Origin of the sequence: Bdellovibrio sp. GT3, assembly GCF_037996765.1 — a bacterium.
Lineage (GTDB): Bacteria > Bdellovibrionota > Bdellovibrionia > Bdellovibrionales > Bdellovibrionaceae > Bdellovibrio.
The window spans coordinates 458,013-478,473 of sequence record NZ_JBBNAD010000004.1 but is presented as its reverse complement, the minus strand read 5'-3'; the positions used below and the strand labels follow the sequence as shown (position 1 = coordinate 478,473).

The following is a 20,461-nucleotide window of genomic DNA, read 5'->3' as shown; positions in this document are numbered from 1 at the left end:
GTCTATCCAATCCTTCTAACTATTTTTTATCTTCAATCCAGGTCAAAGTGGCTTCTGCGTAAAAGGTCCGATCCAATAAGGTCTTCGCATCCACCCAGCCATCACTGTTTGCTTTCTGCCAGCCTTTTCCCCAGCTGTTCAATACTTTGACTGAGTCAACGCATTCACCCTTTGGGTCGCAGACTTTACGATAACCTGCAACCACAGCAGCGTGCTGATTTTGGCAGGCTTTTTTAGAGGGCTTGGCGTCCAGACAAATATTCCCCAGCCCAAGAGGACGTCCTTCGGTCAGCACGTCTTTGATCGTTTTTAGAACCTGCTTATAGTTACCCGTTTTACCAGTTTCAGGAAAGAGCTTCACTTCCCGCTTGCTAGAGAACTCCAAACCCAGTGATTTAGTCAGGTTTTTGCACGCCGGCGAAATCATGACTCGATCAAAAAATTCAGCATAGGTTTTTTTCCCAAATGCCTTCAACAAATCCGCTTCAGAAAGATTGAGGTTCAGACTGCCTTCAATCTCTGTTTTCGCAGTCGTATAAAAACTATTGGAACAGCTGTCGCAGTCCTTCGGAATTTTTTTGGATTTATTATAAAGATCTTTGAGCTTGCTCCAGATTTGCAACTGAACTTCAACGCCTTCTTCTGCCCCACCGATGCGGCTTAAAATCTTATCCAGAGAAAGACACTGCTCGGAGGGTGCAAAGCCACCGCCACTGACCAACTCCTCAAGAGCGTTGGCAATATTTCCACCGTATGGATCGACTGCAGCATCCTCTGATTTTGTGGATTTTTGATCACCATCCTCTGCCGCACGTCCCAAAGGAGCCAGACCCAATGGAGAAAAAACCTGTTCTTCCGAAATAGTTCGACAATCCGTTTTCATGGAACGGCAATTTTCAGCGGTCAATAATGTTGAAGCTGCGACGGCGTAGCAAATCCCCAGCGTATCCTGGGTGAGCTGTGGCGGAAGATTCTCGATCTCAATTTGAGACTGAGCATCCACCTTTTGGTTCGCAGAATTCACAGGCTTGAATCCAAAGACCTGAGCATTGCCGAGCATTGGCAAAAGTAATGTCGCGATCATCAATTTCATACCTCAATTGGATCATAAAAATCTCATTATGAGAATCATGCGGATTTGCCCTAAATTTCCACTAAACAAAACAGGACCTTGGTCCGATGAGTATCCCAATGAGACTCATTCTTTCGATCGTTCTATCATTCAGCAATCCTTCATTCGCCTTTGAAAGCACCTCTGTTGTTTTCAATCAAACTGATATGAGCGCCCGATTCATCGCCAGCGAAAACTATGAAGACTTCCGCATCGATTCCGACCTGGATGGCCATGTTGATTTATGGGTGGTAAAAAAAGACCAAACCACAGCTATTGTTAAATTCAAAAACAGCAAGCCGTCATCGATCGCTTTTAAACGCACAGACTCGCAAGGAATTAAAGAAGCTCAGTTCGAATACGGGAGCGCCCGTTGGAATTTAAGCAGCTCAGCTGCACGCACCCCGTCTGTCATGAATGGAACTCCAGGTGACAATGCCTGTGTTGAACAAAACAAATCAGTTCTGGGCGACCTTTCGAAGTTCACTGAAGAATTCAATTTCGCGCAAATCACTAAAGCTGCCCAAAACGCCATTTCCTGCGACGATGCCGAAATCAAAAATGAAATTGCCGTGGCGCTCTCAAAGATTATGAACGATGAATCCCTCTCTGGGTGCATTGGAACACCGGCAATTCAAAAAGTGCTTGCGGGTGCGGACCCTTCTGAACTTCAGTATTTTTCAAACAAGTTGAAACTGGATCTTAAAAAAATCAGCGCTCAGCAAGAGGGCAAAAACCTGATTTCCTGCAAGACATCTGCAGAAGGCGCAACAGAGCCTACTGGAAAGTACACTGAAAATGGTGGCATTGAAATCAGTATCCCGGCAAACGCAGACACTGAAGAACTTGCCGCAAAGTTAAAGCCGCTCCTGTACCATGAGCTTTTGCACAGATCCGGCATCAGTGACGAGAAAACCACTGATCAAATCGTGAATGTTTGCGCTAACGGGAAAAAAGTTAAACCATTGAACGCCAAAAATAATACTTTACTGCTTGTCAAAAGCAACGTGGACAAAAGCACGAATAACGTTGCAAAACAAAAAGTAAATGTGGCCCGAGAAGCAGCCAGCGCAAAGGTTCAGACTAAAACTCGTTCAATTGCCAGCGCCCCTGCTGAACACATCAACTCTGATTCACTCAACATTGCCAGCGAAATCTCCTCCGCTGAAGTTCAAAACTCCATTCCATCGTCGTCAAACTTGGCGAAGGGACTCAATGGCAGTAATGAACAGAGCAACCTGCAGGCTAGCCAAACGCAGTCTGCACCAGTGCTTGCCATGGCGGATCGTGCAATGGGCGTGATGAACACTCCGGCGTTAGCCTCTGAAGACTCGTCCGGCTCTGGCTCTACTTCAAATCGCTCAACCAGAGAGCGTTATCAATCCCGACACAATGGCTACGATAGCCCCGACAGCAAATCAGCGTCTACGGCATCTGGCTCTGGCACGGACATTTCAAAAAAGCTCTACCTTGGCGGCAACAAGAACTTGAAAGTGGTGCAAGAGGTGGACCTTACCAAAGGTACAACTGCTGACGCCTCCCCTAGCACCAATACGGCTACGTCCAGTGGCTCGCGAATGATTGCATCTGCCGGTCGCACAACAGTCTCTGATGGCCGTTCCGACGATGAGGTTGCAAGCAACGACAACCCGACAGCGGGACGTTCTGGCGGTAGTGGCAGTGGCAGTGGTAGTGGCAGTGGCAGTGGTAGTGGTAGTGGTAGTGGTAGTGGTAGCTACTATAACAGCTCGACATCGGGCACTCGCAAAACGAATGCAGCGACTCGGGCTGGATTCAATGTCGGCTCTGCGGGCAGCTCACGAGATGAAATGCTCTCCAGCTTTACTGGCGCAAGCTATAACATGGCCAAAGGCATGATGAAGGAATCTTCATTCCAACAAAAGATGGTGGAATATCAAATCACCGTGATCGACAGCTCCGGTTCACGCTGGGGCGCCAGCAAGGGCAAAACCGTTTTCTCTGACGACGGCAGCCGATTTATTCGCGTCAAATAGTCCCCACTTCACTGCTCCCCTTTTAACTGTCCAAACAAAACCGAACAGGGATCAGGCACTGTCTATTTTTTGGTAGACAATCTGCCCTCCCAAGGAAAGTCAGTACGCGGTCCTTTTGATCTGGAGTCAATTCGAGGTGGGCCCAAGTTTGCAACGCTAACATTTGTCTCTTATGACTCTGGGGGGAGGAATGATGAGAAATCTTCGTGGGAACCTGGCTAAGCTTTCGATCTTGCTTGGTTCGGCAGTAACAATCGTCTCATTTCAAAACTGTTCCAAAGCAGCATTTAGTATTGATCCTAGAGCCAAGCAATCCGCTCTGGACAATTCCAATGTCTTTGACAATGGCATCTCCGACTTCCCGGCTCCGAATGAAGGCAGCATCCCTGATTCTTCAAGCCCAGACGATGGCGAAGACAGCAGTACTCCTGACTCTTCATCCTCCAGCATGATCAGCGTGACACCAAACGCTGTGTGCGGACCTAAAATAAATTCCGAAAAAATGACGACTCTTGCGGGAGCCTCCAAGATCGTTGCCGTCTTATACAAGTCAAGCATGGGTTCCTTGGCAGCACAAGCGACTGCCATCCAGGTTTGGGATAGCGAAGCTGACTCCAAACGTTTCAAAGAGCAACTGGCACTTTCGAAGAATATCGAATTCCCGGTAAATTCGCCTCTTACTGAAGGTGTTTATGCGGTGGTCTTTTGGAATGGAAGCAAAGCTCAATCTCCATATAAGTATTCAATGGATAGCGCAGCCAAAGCTGTGGCACCAATCCTAGATACCGTCGCAGGCTTTATTGATGTGAACTCTGCATTCCGCATCGGAAAAGATGGCAAGTTGCAAGGCAAACCACAGATTGCCAACGTACTTGTCGGCTTTGAAGGTGACTCTGCCTGTGAAGATGCTGATGTGATCGACCCGTTGCTTTTGCAATTGAATACGCAGTCACCAAAACCAATTGCCCTGACTGCGCCGGAGCACGGTGTGATGTTTGACCTTCTGGGTGCATTGAACAATCACAAACCAGTCAGAACAGCATGGTTTGCTTCCGCTGACACTGAGAACTACTTCCTGGTTCTTCCAAACGGTCAGGGTCAAGTTCTGGGTATCAACGAGTTGTTCGGCGATGCGACTCTGGGTCCTGATAAGAAATTCGCAAAACAAGGCTTCCACGCCCTTGCGAAACATGATGAAGACAAAGACCGCATTATCACTGGCGCAGACTCTGTATTCGGCGCACTGAAACTGTGGAAGGACGACAATCTGGACGGTGTCGCACAGGCTTCTGAGCTGCACTCTCTGGATGAAAAAGGCGTGATCGCGATCGACTTGAAATACGACCGCCGTTACAAAGAGGTCGACCAACACGGGAACATGGTTCGCTACAAATCAGTGGTGGTCATGAAAGATAACAGTTACGGATTGGTTTACGACTTGTACTTAAGATTTATTAAATAGGATTAGAAAGAGGGAATATTAACTTTTAACCGAATTACCCCAATAAAAAAGCCCGGTGATGAACCGGGCTTTTTCTTTTCCAAAAAGGGAACTGTTACCTTTTAGTGGGAGCTTGCCAGATCCACTACCATATTGAAGACCAGGTTGCCCGGCTTGGAGTCTTTGTTATCCAAGCAGAAATAACCCACGCGCTCGAATTGGTAACGATTTTCCAAGGAAGCTTTAGCCAGGCTTGGCTCAAGCTTCGCGTTCTTAATCACCTTCAAGGATTCAGGGTTCAGGTTGATCTTGAAATCCTGACCTTCTGCCACGTCCTCTGGATGAGCGGTTTTAAACAAGCGACCGTACATGCGTACTTCCGCATCGATGCAATCTGAGGCAGATACCCAGTGAACGATACCTTTTACTTTACGACCGTCAGCCAGTGGTTTGCCGCCCAAAGTCTCTTTGTAGTATTCGCAGTGAAGTTCTTTTACTTTGCCGGATGCATCCTTGATCACTTCGTTGCATTTAATAACATAGGCATTGCGCAGACGCACTTCACGGCCTGGCCCCAGACGGAAGAAATCCTCTGGAGGATTTTCCATGAAGTCAGAACCATCAATGTAAACTTCTTTAGTGAAAGACAGCTCACGCTTGCCAAGGTCCGCGTTCTTCGGATGAACGGAAGACAGAATAGTTTCTTTATGCCCGTCTTCAAGATTCGTGATCACAACTTTGATAGGATCAAGAACTGCCATTGCACGATGAGAGACCTCATCCAGATGGTCGCGCACACAAGCTTCCAAAGTATCGTATTCGATCAAACTTTCCGCTTTAGAGACACCAATGCGTTTTGCAAATCGTTGCAAAGACTCCGGCGTGTAACCACGACGACGAACACCTGACAGAGTCGGCATACGAGGATCATCCCAACCCATTACCAAGCCTTCTTTGACCAATTGCAAAAGCTTGCGCTTACTCATCACAAAGTAAGTCATGTTCATGCGCGCAAATTCGTATTGGTGCGGTTCGCCTGGAACATTCACGTTTTCCACACACCAATCATAGAATGGTCTGTGATCCTGGAATTCCAAGGTACAAATTGAATGTGTGATCATCTCTTTCGCATCAGAAAGCGGATGGGCATAGTCGTACATTGGATAAATGCACCACTTGTCGCCAGTTCTGTGATGGTGCGCTTTACGAATGCGATACAGCAGTGGATCACGCATATTCATATTCGGCGAAGCCATGTCGATTTTGGCACGAAGGATGTGTTGACCTTCCGCGAACTCGCCTGCACGCATGCGGCGGAACAAATCAAGATTTTCCTCAACAGTGCGCTCACGGAAGGGAGAGTTTTTTCCCGGACGAGTGAAGTCACCACGGTTAACGCGCACTTCTTCTTCATTCTGAGAATCAACATAGGCCTTGTTATCTTTGATCAACTGCTCAGCCCATTGGTAAATCTCTTCGAAATAATCAGAAGCATAATAAAGGTGTTTGCCCCAATCAAAACCCAACCACTTCACATCATTCATGATGGATTCAACGTATTCAGTGTCTTCTGTCTCTGGATTGGTGTCGTCAAAACGCAAATGGCAACGACCGCCGTATTCCTGCGCTAAACCGAAGTTCAAACAAATTGATTTTGCGTGACCCAAGTGAAGATAACCATTCGGTTCTGGTGGAAAGCGTGTAACCACTTCTTTCACTTTGCCGGATTCAAGATCCTTTTCGATGATTTGCTTCAAAAAATTCGCGCCTTCAGCGGGAGCTTTTTCGTTGGACTTGGGAGCGGCTTTATTATTGGAATTATTGGGCTTATTCATGATCCATTTAGTACACTCCCCGCCCCCTAAACTGTCAAGTCCAGCCCCTGATTTCCTAAATCGACGCTTCTAGTTGAACACGGACTGGCACGAGATAATGGCAGCGGGCTTGGTGACTGGCGGCAATGGTGGGTTTATCAAAGTGCTCACACCGGCTTTGACCAATTCCACTGGAGAAAGCAGATTTTTCCCAACCAATGTGTTGATGACTTTCTTAGGATGCTTCAGTGCTACTTTGGACATGATGGAACGCAAATCCTCGGTGCTACCACTATCCTGCAATAGCTTCTTCAAAATGGTAATACCTCGGTTTATGTTGATAAAGTCGTAAGGCAAGCGCAAACCGTGGTTCATGGCCCATTTAGTCCATTCTTCCGTCGACACATCATCTGCAGTCTTAAAGCCTTTTCTAACTTTAGCCCGAACCAGCATTTTAAACTGAGACTCACTCACCGAGTTGCCGGCCTTGTTGCTGATTTCCCACAGTGCGCGGCCAATCAAATCGGAATCGTGGATCGACAATGCTGATTCCAACAGCAGAATATTCTGCTGCATCTCTGGGGAGATTTGGCCACCCATACCAAAATCCAAAAGATTCACTCTGATTTTGTCATCACCAAAACGAACCAGGAAGTTACCTTGATGCAAGTCCGAGTGATAGAATCCACTGCCAAACAAAGCTTCCTGTCCCCATACTTGAACCAGGGTCTCAACAATTCCAGCTCTTAATTTAGGCGCGACCTGCTGCCAGTCTTTGGCTTCCTTGTCGAGTTTTCGGCCAAACACCATTTCCTGCACCATAAATTTAGACTTACTCAATTTCGGCGAGTAAATTTCCGGAACATGAAACTGAACGGTGTTTTTATAACCAGCCGTCTTCATGAAAACTTCCTGATTGTATCGCTTAGCCGCCAACGACTGACGTGCCACTGTATCATCCTGACTTAGCTCCGCAGTAACGGTCGCCGTGATATCTGAAACCAACGGCCCCATCTTGGGCATTCCCGATTTCAAATACTCGATATTGGTATCCAAAATAGCCGCCACTTCGGCCAGAATGCGCGCGTCCTCGTGCACACGAGTTTCAATTTCCGGCTTGATAAAGCGAACCACGACATCCCGACGCTGACCATTCACCTGGATTTTTGCGCGATGAACCTGCGCCATCGTGCCGACACCCAGTGGTTTTCGTTCGAAGTACGTGAAGTCGTAATTCTTGTTTTCATTCTTAAGAATCTGTTCGACCTGATGATATGGCACCGAGCGAACTGCATCCTCAAGTCGTTTGAAAATCTGCAACATCGCAGGATCAAGACCACCCTGACGAGCCACAACCTGCAAAAGCTTTTGCAATTGAGGCCCGGAGTTTTGCACCATCACCTCAAACTTTTGCATATCGCCCATCTGAAGGTCGCCGCCCAAAAATGAAGACACAATCAATTTTTTGGAAGCCAATGAAAGTCGCGCGAAGTATTCGGAAAGGATTGTTTCCATCACAAGTTTGGTGATGCGGTCATCTGTTTGTGCCAGCCCAGAAGTCGCTACCTTTTCACCGATACGATCAAACTCCTTCAACTGTTCCTGAAAGAACTGATCACTGTGTTGAAGAAATAATTTTTTCCCGTGTTTTTGTCCTGCCTCTGACTGCATTAGCAGCGCCGCTTGCGCCAAAATCTCAGGATTCAGCATGGGAATCTTTGAACCCTTTGCTTCAGAGCCCATTGTTTTTAATTTCTGTTCTTGCCACTCTATATATTCATCGATTTGTTTTTGCACGCGGGCACTGGCAGACTTAAATATACGGAAGGCACGCGGTGACGCCTTCTCCAGAATTTCCAAATCCAAGCTTGTACTTTGCGTGTTGGGCCACTCACCTCTGAATGCCTTCAAAAAATCCTTAAAGCTTTTAACTTCGATAGTTTCAACCGGCATTTCTGCCGCTAACCTGAAGTAATTGATTCCGCGATCCAAAAGAATTTCCTGCTGGACAGGCTCCAAGCCGGAAGCCATCAAGGCATAAGTAGTTGCCAAGCGCTGCTCATAGGACAAATAAAGACCAACATCTTTGGGAATGGCCAAAGCCACGACCCCAAAAAAGCCAACCAATGAAAATATAAATAGCTTTAATAAACCACTCATCTGTTTGTCCTGCACATTCAAATACGAAAACCTAGGAACAATCTCGTTCGCATGGTGCATATTCCACACCCGCTCCAGAAGAATTCAGCCTGCACATAAGGTGTACAGCTCTTGGACGAGAGCCCACAATTGTCACGCCCAGAGCCATTTAAATGAATTAAGGCCCCCTTAGGCCACAGTCTTGCATCCGAACAAGTATCAGTAATTTTGTTATTTAAGGAGTGCCAGAAATGAAGACGATCCTTCGCTATATTACATTTGGAGTCGCAGCCCTTCAGGTCAACGCCGCTGTCGCCAGCAATTTTGCGCCATTGACTAATGTTAAGACAAAGACGAATGCAGCTGCTCCCATCGACTGGAATAAAAGCGCTATGGACTATCTAAACCACGGCAATCAACCTAAAGATGCGGTGGCAGACCTTATTAATAACAAAGGTCCTTTTTATACGAAGGCCGACATTGAACGCCTGGCTCGTGAAAAAGAAGCCGGCGACCAAAAACGAATGATGCTTAAAGGACAGGTCATTTCGATTGATACTCGCGATCAGGAAGCCTGCCTGGCTATTCAGTCAGAACTACAAAATAACAAAACACTCAAAGCCTTGAACGACGTTAAAGGTTTGTGTGTTGTCGACAATCAAAAGCCCATCGCTACAGTCACTGTCCTGAGTGAATCAAGTGAAGTTCAATGGAAAAAAGAAATCAATATTAAGAAGTACACTTCTACAGAAAAAAATATTGTGACCGCCACCCGCAACGTGGCCTTGGCCGCCCTGGGCGTGGCTGGGATCCTGTACATGATGCCTGAAAGTTTCACCAACTGGGACAAATCCGAGATGAAGAATCTGGGTAAAAACTGGAAAGAGAATATCAAAGCCGGCCCGCATATGGATAAAGACGACTGGATGATCAACTACATTGGTCACCCGTACTCTGGCGCTGCATACTATCAGGTGGCTCGTAATGAAGGCCTAAGTGCGATGGAGTCTTTCGGTTATTCTGTATTGATGTCGACATTCTTCTGGGAATTCGGTGTTGAGGCGTTTGCTGAACAACCATCAATCCAGGACTTGTTCGCCACACCCATCGTGGGATCTATCCTGGGTGAACTTTTCTATCGCGCAGAACAAAAGATTAAAGCCAACGACGGAAAACTTCTGGGCTCTGAAAGACTTGGTTCATTCGCGATGATCGTGATGAATCCAATGGGTGTCGCTGCAGAACACATCAACAAACTCGTGGGCTCCGAAGTGATTCAGGAAGCACGCGCGCAAATGACGGTTCGCAAGGCTCCTGCCACAACGGCGGGCATCGAACGTGGAAATATCTGGGGCGTGGAAATGCAATTCCGCTTCTAGTCTCCTATCCTCAATTCATTTATGACGTTAAGCCCGGCAAAATGTCCGGGCTTTCTTTTCATTTTGATACGACTCCATGATCCTTCAATAGTTGCCTTCTACATTTATAAATGTACGGAGGTACCCATGTGCGACCAAGCACCGAAGTTCAATGGAATGCAAAGACGTCAACTTCTTGCCGCCCTTCTGGGCGCTGGCGCAACTGTGATGCTGGCAGGATGCAATCAGACGGGATTTTCCCCCTTAACAACTTCCAGTGATAGTGATGATTCCAGTGGTTCCACGGGTGGAAGCTGTGTGGAGAGTGCCAATGAAACAAACGGTCCCTTCCCTGCCGACGGATCAAACACGGCCGGTGACGGCACGTCGACCCGATTGGACAAAGTCTACACAGGCTCGCCCATCATTCGTCGCGATATCGGCGAAAGCTTCAGTGGAGTTCCGTTAACTTTGAATATTTCTCTTCAAAATGTGCGCAACAGTTGCGCGACGTTGCCAAACTACTACATCTATATCTGGCACTGCACCCCTGCAGGAGTTTACTCAGCCTACACGGCCTCTAACAACGGTGGCTCACACTCCAGCTCCGAGACTTACTTCCGCGGAATTCAACAAACAGATTCCAACGGTGAAGTCACTTTCACAACAATCTATCCCGGTTGGTACACGGGGCGAGCGATTCACATTCATGCCGAAGTTTACGCGGGCCTGGACGATGCCTCCCCTATAAAGATCGCCCAATTTGCATTCCCGATGAGTGTCAATCGCACTGTCGCCGCCCAAACAACCTACGGCTACAAGGGCACTTCAGGAATGATGGATAATTCCGCAGACGGAATTTTCAGTGACGGCACATCGACAGAAATGCTGACAGTCTCAGCAAACTCGTCAACCGGAGGTTACACTGCCTCCATTGCAGTCAGAGTTTCGGTTTAAAAGACCGCTTGCACAGCAAAACGCATCGCAAAAATCCCACCTGCCACACTGCTCCCTCCTTGCCTCCGCTTGACCGAGGAGGGGGCAAGGACTAGCCTCGAGCCATTACTTTACTTTAACTAACGCACCATACCGTCAAAAAGGCGCCAGCCGGTTTTCGGGAAAGTGCGATCGGAGGAAATTATGGCTGAATATATCAATCCAGATTACGTACCAGAACCGGAAAAGATGAACGTAAAAAAAGGTCTTGATGGCGTGGTAATGGATACATCTTCTGTATCTAAAGTGAACCCACACACAAACTCTTTGATCTACCGCGGTTACCCAGTTCAAGACTTGGCTGAAAACTGCTCTTTCGAAGAAGTAGCGTACCTTATGTACAATGGCGAGTTGCCAAACAAAACTCAACTTGCTGACTTCACTAAAAAAGAACGCGCAAACCGCGACATCACTGCGACTTGCTTGAACGTGATCAAATCACTTCCACAAAAATGCCACCCTATGGATTCTATCCGTACGGCTGTATCTTTCATGGGTTGTGAAGACGCTCGTATCTGGGATTCATCTCCAGCAACGAACATGGACAAAGCGATGATGTTGTTGGCGAAAATTCCAACGGCTGTTGCTGCTGACTACCGTTTCAAAAAAGGTTTGGATTTCATTCCTCCAAAAGCTGATTTGACGATGGCTGAAAACTTCTTCCACATGTGCTTTGGTAAAGTACCGCAAAAAGAAGTTGTTAAGGCATTCGACGTTTCTTTGATCCTTTACGCTGAACACAGCTTCAATGCTTCCACGTTCACAGCACGTGTTGTGACTTCAACTCAATCTGATATCTACTCTGCAACTGTTGCGGGTATCGGTGCGTTGAAAGGTCCTTTGCATGGTGGTGCGAATGAAATGGTTATGCATATGATGAAAGAAATCGCTGATCCGGCTAAGGCTGAACAGTGGATGATCGATGCATTGGCACAAAAGAAAAAAGTTATGGGCTTCGGTCACCGCGTTTACCGCTCTGGCGACTCTCGCGTTCCAACCATGAAAAAATACGCGCAAGTTATGGCTGACGTAACTGGCGAACAAAAATGGATGCAAATGTACACGGCTTTGGAAAAAGTTATGGTTGATAAGAAAAAGATCTACCCTAACCTGGATTTCCCAGCGGGTCCTGCATACTACATGATGGGCTTCGAGATCGACTTCTTTACTCCGATCTTCGTTATGGCTCGTACAACTGGTTGGTCTGCTCACATCATGGAGCAAACTGCTGACAACCGCATCATCCGTCCTCTTTCTGAGTACGTGGGTGCTGAACAACGTAAAGTTGTTCCTTTGTCTGAGAGAAATTAATTTTTCCAGTAAAAAAGCCCGCTCGCGAGAGTGGGCTTTTTTTTATTCAGAATAGAACAGGATCTCGCCCTCTCGGATGATCTTTCCGAGCTCCCCGGTCTCGTCGCTGCCCCGACAACCTTGAACATCCTTCACGGCCCCCGCTTTTTCCATCCGAATAGTGAATGGACTTTTACAGTCATCCTGGGTCGCTACCGAACCATTGTACTTTTCCGCAAAGTCATAAACACGATTGGCAAATGCAATATACTTTTCCCGGGAGACCGGGCGATTCTCTATCACCTTTTCATTCACTGTGCTTTTTGCGGTATAAACGCCAGCACCACCGGATTGCATCTGAAACAAGTAATAGTTATGCCGCAAATGATAGTTAATACTGATCCTGCTATCGGGCACCGCCGCCGCTGAAGGCGAAATAAATGAAGCTTCTTTTTTGGGATTGCTCGCACAAGCCCCCAGGAATAGAAATCCAATTGTTATTAGAGCACAATTAAACCAGCGACACCTGTCCATTAATTGCTGCCTTTCGAAGGAAGTGAATCAAATCGGCAATAGGGCTTTGCTTTGGAAGAAGCCGAACACTGCAATTCTTTGCGCAACAAAGTGTTGTTGGCAAAAATTCCACCTACACGCACAACATCGGTGGGATAATACTCCAAATTAACTTTCTCAAAACCCGATGAATCATCGCACAGGTCACGAACCGCATTTATCGCTGCGCGGGTTTTATCCTGTAAGCTGTAACTTGTCTGTTGGCGAATGGCCCGGGCCAGAATCTCCGTCCCCAGCCAATCCGCGAAAACCTCCGAGGACTTGTCCTTGTTGCCGCATTGAGCTTCGTCTTTGCTAATCCACTGACTGTCCACAAAGCACTGAACCAGTTCATCATACACCGCATGGTTCACGGAGTTGTGAGGGATCCCGCACGGATCAATGGCGTGCGCCAGTTCGTGAGCCATGGTAAAGATGATACTGTATTCCGAAGAGGTGTTCAGGACGTAGGCGCCTCCCACCCGGACTCTATGCTCTTCTCCGGAAGAACTGCGCTCATAATAGATTTCACTTTTCGTGTATAGATCTGTCACGTCCGCATAGGTCGTGCGATCCACCGGCAGCTCCAGCTGCACCCGTTTGATACGATCAATCAAAAAGGCCTTATCGGCATCCCGCAAGACATTGGAATTTTGCCCTTCGATATAAGCAGTCATCTGCCCGCGAACATACTCGAAGATTCGCTGAAGTTTGGCCTTCCGCTCTGGAGTGTAAATGCGCTTCACTAATTCGTCTTCGACCTGATCCGTCGTCCAACCTGGATTGGTGCGAACTATTTTCCTGAGTACGCGCAGAGCCCGAATTTCTCCACGGTAGTCCAAAGAGGTTTCCCCCGTAGGATCAGCGTGTGCGCTTTCCTTGCAGATCGCTTCGTAACTGCTGCTGCAGAAATCGTCGCTGGGCTTCACTGTGGGAATGGGTTGTGGTTTGGGAGCTACAGGAACTGAGTATTTTTGATCTATCGTTGCCGCTGATATAGCAGGACCTTGCCTCAGAAAAAACCCTAAGGCCGCGGTACCCACGACAATCGTTATAGGGAGAAGATAGACCCTGATCCTCATATTATCAGGATATCAAAAAGCCCCCTGTCTTCCCATGAGAAAGGAGACTTCCTGATCAGATGCAAATTAAACTGATACTAAGTCCAATTAAATTAACCGATTCTATATTTCGACACACTCACTGGGAGAGACCGTTATTTTTGCGCCAGTTGAATACTTTTCGAGTCAAAACGCATACGAACTTTATTATAGGCATCAAGGGTTACTCTGAAATCAGCAGAGAACTTTTTAACTGACATACTCGCATCAATGGCCTGTTTGGAAACTGGCAAGGACAGGATATAGTCACTGCGGCGAACCAGATTTTGAAATTCAAATTCGTTCAAGCGATCAAACTTTTTGGATTTGCCGTGTTTTTCAAACAGAACCGCCATGATTTGCAGATGACTCTTCATGCCCTTGGCGAATTGCTTTTGCAAGGCCACTTCATCTATACCGCGTTTCCATTTTTGAAAATAAGAATATCCCGATGCATTCATCAAGGGTTCCAACTGGGAATCCAGATTCTCTGCTGAGGCCGTCGCAGCATACAAATCAGCGATAACTTCACGTTGCCAGCTTTTGCTCACAGCAGGGACCTTTTTGGGCTGTCCCATTTTGATAAGAGACTTCTTATTTGCCGCCTCAGCCGCTGAAAGACCCATTAAAAGCGTCAGAACCACCGCTACAACAACTTTGAACTTGGACACCTGCATCTATAGACCCTTTCGTTCGATCTTACAGATACTCAATACAAGAGCCATGCCCTGTTTCACCCTGAGACACTATTCACTAAAGGTATTCCAGGCAGCAAAGTCATGTCGACTCAATGGCGACATTTGACTGAATAGCGTGTTAATCCAAATCGCGGCATCCTCGCTGGCCAGCTCATAGCTGTAGTCCGTAATCCGCGTCGCAGGTACGTGCACTCGAGAAGGAAGGTCTGCAACCCCATCACGGTCCTCATCGATGATCACAAAACCTTTACAGATATCTGTATTCATCAGGGCTTGCGCCATGTACTCGGCGCCGGCGCTTAAACCAACTGCCACAATTTTTTCAGGATTAACCACATTGTTATCTTTTAAAAAATTCAAGGCGGCGACTATGTCCCCGACACGCTTACTGGGCGATTCCCAGGAATGCGGGGCTCTTTGATCTTCCAGGTAGAATGCGTGATCCACAACCAGACAGACAAACCCCTCCTGACAAAGTCGGCGGGCCACTTGGTCTGCGTATTTCGGGCCAGCTCCAGTCATGGCGCCCTCGATGATCACTGAGGCCAAGGGCTCTTCATCGCTATTGTTTTCAGGAATGAACAGGCCGGCTTCCAAAAGTCTATCCTGGGCATTGAAGGTGACGGTGACTTTCATAAAGACCTCCCCTTGAATCTGATTTTAAAACTCAGACTTCCTTCAGGTAAGTCCTATGTGGTTTTACATTGGACTACTTGGACTCCAGGCGGTTTTGTTGCAGTCTTTGCAGAACAAACTCGCGCAAGGTGTTAAGGCTGTTGGTCATGCGATCGGTTTCGTCATAGAACAATCCATGACGTCCTTCCTCACCCCGCATTTTTTCCAGCTCCACAAATGAAATTCGTAAATCCGGATACTCGTTATTGGCCACGTCCTTGCCGCGAAGAGCTTCAGAAAGATTCTGCAAAGTGGATTCGATGTCCTGAACGAATTTTGCGAATATACTTTGCTGATGGGAATCCAGAGCAAAGGGGGACGCGGACTCGATCGCAACCATCGCATGGGCAAATCGGTTCCCCGCAGCCGTAATACCCGCCAAAAACTCCCGGTCCTTGTCCGTGGATCCCCGCTCATACAAATAGCGATCCATGGAGGCCATATACTCCGCACGGGCCACTCTGGATTGCTGACGCAATCGATCCCGCTCTGCGATACTAACCGCCTGCCCAGAAAGACTTAATCCCGCCGTGGCTCTGAATGACTTGCGATAGGTATCAAGCATTCTGGCAACGACGTCTGACAGTTGGGTTTTCTCCCAGGTCGGCCATAACAAATAAGCCAGCATCGCCATCACACCGCCCAGCACGGTGTTGAATCCCCTGTCCCAGATAACATTCTTGGGAGGTACACCTGTCATCGCGACCAACAACACCACGACGGCACTTACTGAAATTGCAAATATTCCGTAATTTGCCCGCCCCACCCAACGCATCAAGAACGCAAAAAACACCATCAAGCCAAGGGTCCAAACAGGTTCCATGGGCAGAACCGTGACCAGAACCGTCGCAAGCAACAGTCCCACGATAGTTCCACCCATACGCAAAAGACCGCGGTGAAAGGTTGAGGAATAGTCCGACTTCAACACGATGGCGACCGTCATCGGCACCCAGTAACCTCTCTCGGTCGCCAGCAAGCGACCAACGATTTCGGCCACGGCCACACAGATTGCAAGTCGCAAAGCATGGCGAAAACCCGGAGAGTGGAAAGTGAAATTTGCCCTGATCGTCGCCCAAATCCCGCGAAAACGAAATCGCCATGGGCGTGCGTTTTCATTGCGTTCAGACTCAACCATTCCGGCTTCCGTTGTTCGCGCAGCAAGTTCAATCACCGCCCTTGACTGCCCCACCATGTTTTCCATTTGTCGAAGAGCATCGCTCAGTACAACTTTCATGAATACAGACTGATTGCTAAAGTCACTGTCACGAACTTTTGCCAAATCCACTTCGAGTGCCTTCAGGTATTCGCGGGCTTCCTGAACCTTTTGTTCGTGAGTGATAATGTAGGACACCTTTTGCAAAAGCATTTTTTCCATCGCCAAAAAATCGGCAATGATATCCACCGAAGGGTTGCCTTTGTTTTCGCGATCAATGCGATTCTTCAGTCGTCCCAATGATAAAATCCCCAAACGGAGTCGCTCCCCTTGAGTCAGAAGCGAGCGATATCTTCGACCTTCAGGACGCACATCCTGGGAGATGGCTCCAAGATTTATCTGCGTATCAATGCTTTGGGCACTTCCGCCAGGGATCTCGTCAGGTTTGAATTGCAGATCGCAGAGTGAGCTTAAGTCCATAAAGAACTTAGACAGTGCCCGTCGCTCCGGTCGATAGCGACGCAACGGCCACAGAGCCAACGCCAACACCATTTGAATACCGGCACCCAACAGCGCAAATAAACTTAAATGCAGGGCCTGCGCAGGATCCACCTTGTGCGCACTGAACACCACAAAGGTACTCATCGCAACGACACCCAGCTCACCCAATACGGTATCGAAAATAATCACATAGCCCGCCGCAAATGCAATCAACGTGATCAACACCAAAGAAAGGTAAAAGTTCGCAGAAGAAATCGACGCCAAAAAAACCAACAGAGCTGTGATCACCGCTGCCCGAGTCATACGTTTAGCCCTAAAAGCATAGGCATCGGAGTTATCAGAAAAACAGGCATTCAACACACCCATTACGATAATCAAACCGATCGTGGACGAGTTCAGCCACACGCCGATCATTAGTGCAATTCCCACCGCCATTGCGCTGCGTGACGCAACCCATAAGTCCAAACGAGATCGATCAAAAGTAAAAAGATTTGCCCAAAGCGAGCGCGATTTAGCAACAGCCATTCTTCCATGCTACTCCTCTGAGGGAGCGAAACAAGTACTCTGGCTAATTCCCATTAAATGTGAATCTTATTTCTGACAAAGTTCGATAGAATGACCATCAGGGTCCAATAGAATGGCCTTCATACCATCTGGCATTTCCGTTGGATCCAAAATTAACAAAGCCCCAGGGACTTTTACCAAATTTGATACTGCAGCTTCCAAGCCTGTAATTTGAAATCCAAGCTGAAGGCTGGGAATCTGAGACTTCTGAGCGGCTGGCAGGGAATACAATGAGAATTCAACCCCATCATGCACAGCGCGATGAACCTCACTGCCTTTGTCCACTTTAGTCTGTTGAAATTTAAAGCCTAAATGGCTGTAAAAATTCAGCATGTTCTGTAGCTGTGCAGTGTTAATTGTGATAGAAGTCAGGCTCAAACTCATTGTTCTATTATCAGAAGCGAGGACCCATGAAACAAGAGAAAATTTACCTTAAGGACTATAAAGCCCCTGCTTTTTCCGTGGAGTCCGTACACCTCGACTTCATTCTGAATGAGGACTTTTGTCGAGTTATCGCCAAATCAAAAATCAAGACTGTGACCGCGGGTGTTCCCCTGCAACTCAATGGCGAGGAACTTAAACTTGTCAGTGTCAAAATCAACGACAAGGTCCTGTCGACTGCCGACTACTCAGTCAATGCAGAGGAACTGACGATTCCAAATGTGCCTGCGGAATTTGTTCTGGAAATTGAAACTCAATTGGAGCCGCAAAACAACACATCCCTTGAAGGACTTTATAAATCCAACGGGATCTTCTGCACCCAATGTGAAGCGCAGGGATTCCGTAAAATCACATGGTTCCTGGATCGTCCGGATGTGATGACCTCTTATACGGTGACCATTGAAGCGGACAAAACCAAATACCCAGTTCTGCTTTCAAATGGCGATCGCGTAAAAATCGAAGACCTGGGCAATGGCCGTCACAAAGCTTACTGGAGCGATCCACATAAAAAACCTTGTTACCTGTTTGCACTGGTCGCCGGTGATCTGGGTGTGATTCGTGACACCTTCACAACGTCTTCCGGTCGTAAAGTTAACTTGGAAGTCTACGCTGCTCACGGCAAGCAGGATCGCTGCTGGCATGCCCTGGAGTCCCTGCAAAAATCAATGAAGTGGGACGAAGAGGTTTTCGGCCGCGAGTATGATTTGAATGAATACATGATTGTGGCTATTGATGATTTCAATGCCGGCGCCATGGAAAACAAAGGTCTGAATATCTTCAATTCCCGTCTGGTGTTGGCAGACTCAAACTCTGCAACAGATTCAGACTTCCACGCCATTGAATCAGTAGTTGCTCACGAATACTTCCATAACTGGACAGGAAACCGTGTGACTTTACGTGACTGGTTCCAGCTTTCTTTGAAAGAAGGCCTGACCGTATTCCGCGATCAGGAATTCTCTGCTGACATGACCGACCGAGGCGTGCAACGCATTGAAGACGTGGACTCTTTGCGTACGGGCCAATTTGCAGAAGATGCGGGTCCTAACTCCCATCCGGTTCGCCCTGAATCCTGCATGGCCGTGGATAATTTCTTTACGATGACGATCTACGAAAAAGGATCTGAGCTGATTCGCATGATGCAAACGATTGTGGGCCGCAAAGGTTTCCGCAAAGGGATGGACGAATACTTCAAACGTCATGACGGGCAAGCCGTAACGACGGAAGATTTTGCAGCGGCAATCTCTGAGCCCAATGGCAAAGACTTCACTCAGTTCAAACGCTGGTACAATCAATCAGGCACTCCGGTGGTTTCCATTCAGGAACGCTATGATGAAAAGGCTGGGGAATTCCATTTAAGCCTGGAGCAATCCTGCCCGCCAACTCCGGGTCAAACGATGAAAGAGCCTTTCCATATTCCACTGATGATGGGACTTCTGGATAAATCCGGACAGGAACTTCATTTGGATTGTGAAAAGATCGAGAAAAACAGCGATGGCCAACATGTCATCGAACTAAAATCACAAAAAGAAAATTATGTTTTCAAAGGCGTCAAAGCCCGCCCGGTGCTTTCAATTCTGCGCGAGTTTTCGGCTCCGGTGAATTTGAACTGGGAGGCTTCCGAGGAAGATCTTTATTTCCTGATGGAAAAAGACACCGACTCTTTCAACCGTCGTGAGATGGCGCAAAAACTGGCGCTGCGTTTGATGTCTGGATTGATCAAACAAGCTCGCAATGGCCAGGAGATGAAAGTGGATGCCCGCTTCCTGAAAGCGATGTCTGCTGTGATGAATGATGAGTCCATGGATGCTGCGTTCAAAGCCAAAATGTTACAGCTGCCAAGTCTTGCGGTACTGGCACAAATGGAGCCGGTTCTGGATCCAAAGGCCTTCGATCAGGCCCGCCAGACGATCCGTCGTGAAATCGCCAAGGGCAATAAAGAGACTCTTCTTGCGACTTACAAAAAGTATCACAACGTGGAGCCTAAGAGCCGTGACACCAAAGTCTTCGGCCAACGCCTGTTGAAAAACCAGGCTTTGCATTATCTGGCTGATTTGCATGATCCGGAAATTTACGAACTGGTGAACACGCAGTACTGGGAAGCCCAAAACATGACAGACCGTATGACGGCGCTGATGATTTTGGCGGATTCAGAAAGCGTTCATCGCGAAAAAGTTCTGGCGGACTTCCATACCAATTGGAAGAACGATTCAGTTGTGATCAACAAGTGGTTCACGGTTCAGGCCCTGGCTCACCGTCCGCAAATTTTGGACGAGATCAAAGCTTTGACGAAGAATCCAACGTTCAACATCAACAACCCGAACAACGTGTATTCTTTGCTACGTGCTTTCACGACGAACCTGGTCAGCTTCAATAACGAGAAAGCTTACGAGTTCATCGCGGATATGATTATTGAAATCGATCCAAAGAATCCACAAGTGGCAGCACGTCTGTGCTCGGCATTTAATTTTGTTGGGAAGCTTGAGCCTGAATTGAAAGCGCAAGCCATGAAGCAAATTAAACGCATGGTGGATGTTCCGGGAATGTCAAAAAACTCACGCGAACTTTTGCAGTCCGCTCTTTAAAAAACGACCACGGCCGATTGCCGTGGTTTTT

15 protein-coding genes are annotated in these 20,461 nt (G+C 47.6%); 6 read left to right on the top strand and 9 right to left on the bottom strand.

All coding sequences use genetic code 11. The features are described from left to right. Window positions 1–19: 19 nt before the first annotated feature. Complete coding sequence (locus tag AAAA73_RS03955; RefSeq protein ID WP_340596873.1) at window positions 20–1,093, bottom strand: hypothetical protein; 1,074 nt, start codon at window positions 1,091–1,093, stop codon at window positions 20–22. A gap of 98 nt (window positions 1,094–1,191) precedes the next feature. Between AAAA73_RS03955 and AAAA73_RS03950 the strand changes: the two genes are divergently transcribed. Both AAAA73_RS03950 and AAAA73_RS03945 read left to right on the top strand, forming a co-directional pair. After that, window positions 1,192–3,126, top strand: coding sequence for a hypothetical protein (locus tag AAAA73_RS03950; RefSeq protein ID WP_340596872.1), 1,935 nt, complete (start codon window positions 1,192–1,194; stop codon window positions 3,124–3,126). A 190-nt stretch (window positions 3,127–3,316) separates the two neighbouring features. Next, entirely contained in the window at window positions 3,317–4,588 is a 1,272-nt protein-coding gene (locus AAAA73_RS03945; RefSeq protein ID WP_340596871.1) for a hypothetical protein, read from the top strand. Window positions 4,589–4,689: 101 nt separating this feature from the next. Here AAAA73_RS03945 and AAAA73_RS03940 read toward each other — a convergent pair whose 3' ends face one another. Both AAAA73_RS03940 and AAAA73_RS03935 read right to left on the bottom strand, forming a co-directional pair. Further along, complete coding sequence (locus tag AAAA73_RS03940) at window positions 4,690–6,402, bottom strand: glutamine--tRNA ligase/YqeY domain fusion protein (RefSeq protein WP_340596870.1); 1,713 nt, start codon at window positions 6,400–6,402, stop codon at window positions 4,690–4,692. A 69-nt stretch (window positions 6,403–6,471) separates the two neighbouring features. Beyond that, complete coding sequence (locus AAAA73_RS03935; RefSeq protein ID WP_340596869.1) at window positions 6,472–8,541, bottom strand: AarF/ABC1/UbiB kinase family protein; 2,070 nt, start codon at window positions 8,539–8,541, stop codon at window positions 6,472–6,474. Between the two features lie 230 nt (window positions 8,542–8,771). Here AAAA73_RS03935 and AAAA73_RS03930 point away from each other — a divergent pair, with 230 nt between their 5' ends. The 3 genes from AAAA73_RS03930 to AAAA73_RS03920 all read left to right on the top strand — a co-directional run bounded on the left by AAAA73_RS03930 (window position 8,772) and on the right by AAAA73_RS03920 (window position 12,185). Then, window positions 8,772–9,899: a DUF3943 domain-containing protein gene (locus AAAA73_RS03930; protein ID WP_340596868.1), complete on the top strand. Its 1,128-nt coding sequence runs from the start codon at window positions 8,772–8,774 to the stop codon at window positions 9,897–9,899. A 126-nt stretch (window positions 9,900–10,025) separates the two neighbouring features. Beyond that, window positions 10,026–10,835, top strand: a complete 810-nt coding sequence (locus AAAA73_RS03925; RefSeq protein WP_340596867.1) for a hypothetical protein — start codon at window positions 10,026–10,028, stop codon at window positions 10,833–10,835. 183 nt (window positions 10,836–11,018) lie between these two features. Further along, a complete protein-coding gene (locus AAAA73_RS03920) occupies window positions 11,019–12,185 on the top strand; it encodes a bifunctional 2-methylcitrate synthase/citrate synthase (protein WP_340596866.1) in 1,167 nt (388 codons plus the stop codon). A gap of 42 nt (window positions 12,186–12,227) precedes the next feature. On the opposite strand, the gene AAAA73_RS03915 is transcribed toward AAAA73_RS03920, so the two are convergent. The 6 genes from AAAA73_RS03915 to AAAA73_RS03890 form a co-directional block, all read right to left on the bottom strand. Then, the gene (locus AAAA73_RS03915) at window positions 12,228–12,530 is read right to left on the bottom strand and encodes a hypothetical protein (protein ID WP_340596865.1); all 303 of its coding nucleotides are present in this window, start codon (window positions 12,528–12,530) and stop codon (window positions 12,228–12,230) included. A gap of 167 nt (window positions 12,531–12,697) precedes the next feature. Continuing rightward, the gene (locus AAAA73_RS03910; RefSeq protein WP_340596864.1) at window positions 12,698–13,645 is read right to left on the bottom strand and encodes a hypothetical protein; all 948 of its coding nucleotides are present in this window, start codon (window positions 13,643–13,645) and stop codon (window positions 12,698–12,700) included. A 287-nt stretch (window positions 13,646–13,932) separates the two neighbouring features. Beyond that, entirely contained in the window at window positions 13,933–14,493 is a 561-nt protein-coding gene (locus AAAA73_RS03905; protein WP_340596863.1) for a hypothetical protein, read from the bottom strand. A 69-nt stretch (window positions 14,494–14,562) separates the two neighbouring features. Further along, window positions 14,563–15,150, bottom strand: a complete 588-nt coding sequence (locus tag AAAA73_RS03900) for an alpha/beta hydrolase family protein (RefSeq protein ID WP_340596862.1) — start codon at window positions 15,148–15,150, stop codon at window positions 14,563–14,565. A 73-nt stretch (window positions 15,151–15,223) separates the two neighbouring features. Beyond that, window positions 15,224–17,368, bottom strand: coding sequence for an FUSC family protein (locus AAAA73_RS03895; RefSeq protein WP_340596861.1), 2,145 nt, complete (start codon window positions 17,366–17,368; stop codon window positions 15,224–15,226). A gap of 66 nt (window positions 17,369–17,434) precedes the next feature. After that, window positions 17,435–17,791, bottom strand: a complete 357-nt coding sequence (locus tag AAAA73_RS03890) for a VOC family protein (RefSeq protein WP_340596860.1) — start codon at window positions 17,789–17,791, stop codon at window positions 17,435–17,437. Window positions 17,792–17,817: 26 nt separating this feature from the next. On the opposite strand from AAAA73_RS03890, the gene pepN reads away from it, so the two are divergent. After that, window positions 17,818–20,430: an aminopeptidase N gene (gene pepN, locus AAAA73_RS03885; RefSeq protein ID WP_340596859.1), complete on the top strand. Its 2,613-nt coding sequence runs from the start codon at window positions 17,818–17,820 to the stop codon at window positions 20,428–20,430. The last annotated feature ends 31 nt before the right edge of the window (window positions 20,431–20,461 follow it).

Coding starts and splice junctions, on each gene's coding strand:
- AAAA73_RS03955 (WP_340596873.1), bottom strand. CDS start 1,093: ATGAAATTGATGATCGCGACATTACTTTTGCCAATGCTCGGCAATGCT.
- AAAA73_RS03950 (WP_340596872.1), top strand. CDS start 1,192: ATGAGACTCATTCTTTCGATCGTTCTATCATTCAGCAATCCTTCATTC.
- AAAA73_RS03945 (WP_340596871.1), top strand. CDS start 3,317: ATGATGAGAAATCTTCGTGGGAACCTGGCTAAGCTTTCGATCTTGCTT.
- AAAA73_RS03940 (WP_340596870.1), bottom strand. CDS start 6,402: ATGAATAAGCCCAATAATTCCAATAATAAAGCCGCTCCCAAGTCCAAC.
- AAAA73_RS03935 (WP_340596869.1), bottom strand. CDS start 8,541: ATGAGTGGTTTATTAAAGCTATTTATATTTTCATTGGTTGGCTTTTTT.
- AAAA73_RS03930 (WP_340596868.1), top strand. CDS start 8,772: ATGAAGACGATCCTTCGCTATATTACATTTGGAGTCGCAGCCCTTCAG.
- AAAA73_RS03925 (WP_340596867.1), top strand. CDS start 10,026: ATGTGCGACCAAGCACCGAAGTTCAATGGAATGCAAAGACGTCAACTT.
- AAAA73_RS03920 (WP_340596866.1), top strand. CDS start 11,019: ATGGCTGAATATATCAATCCAGATTACGTACCAGAACCGGAAAAGATG.
- AAAA73_RS03905 (WP_340596863.1), bottom strand. CDS start 14,493: ATGCAGGTGTCCAAGTTCAAAGTTGTTGTAGCGGTGGTTCTGACGCTT.
- AAAA73_RS03900 (WP_340596862.1), bottom strand. CDS start 15,150: ATGAAAGTCACCGTCACCTTCAATGCCCAGGATAGACTTTTGGAAGCC.
- AAAA73_RS03895 (WP_340596861.1), bottom strand. CDS start 17,368: ATGGCTGTTGCTAAATCGCGCTCGCTTTGGGCAAATCTTTTTACTTTT.
- AAAA73_RS03890 (WP_340596860.1), bottom strand. CDS start 17,791: ATGAGTTTGAGCCTGACTTCTATCACAATTAACACTGCACAGCTACAG.
- pepN (WP_340596859.1), top strand. CDS start 17,818: ATGAAACAAGAGAAAATTTACCTTAAGGACTATAAAGCCCCTGCTTTT.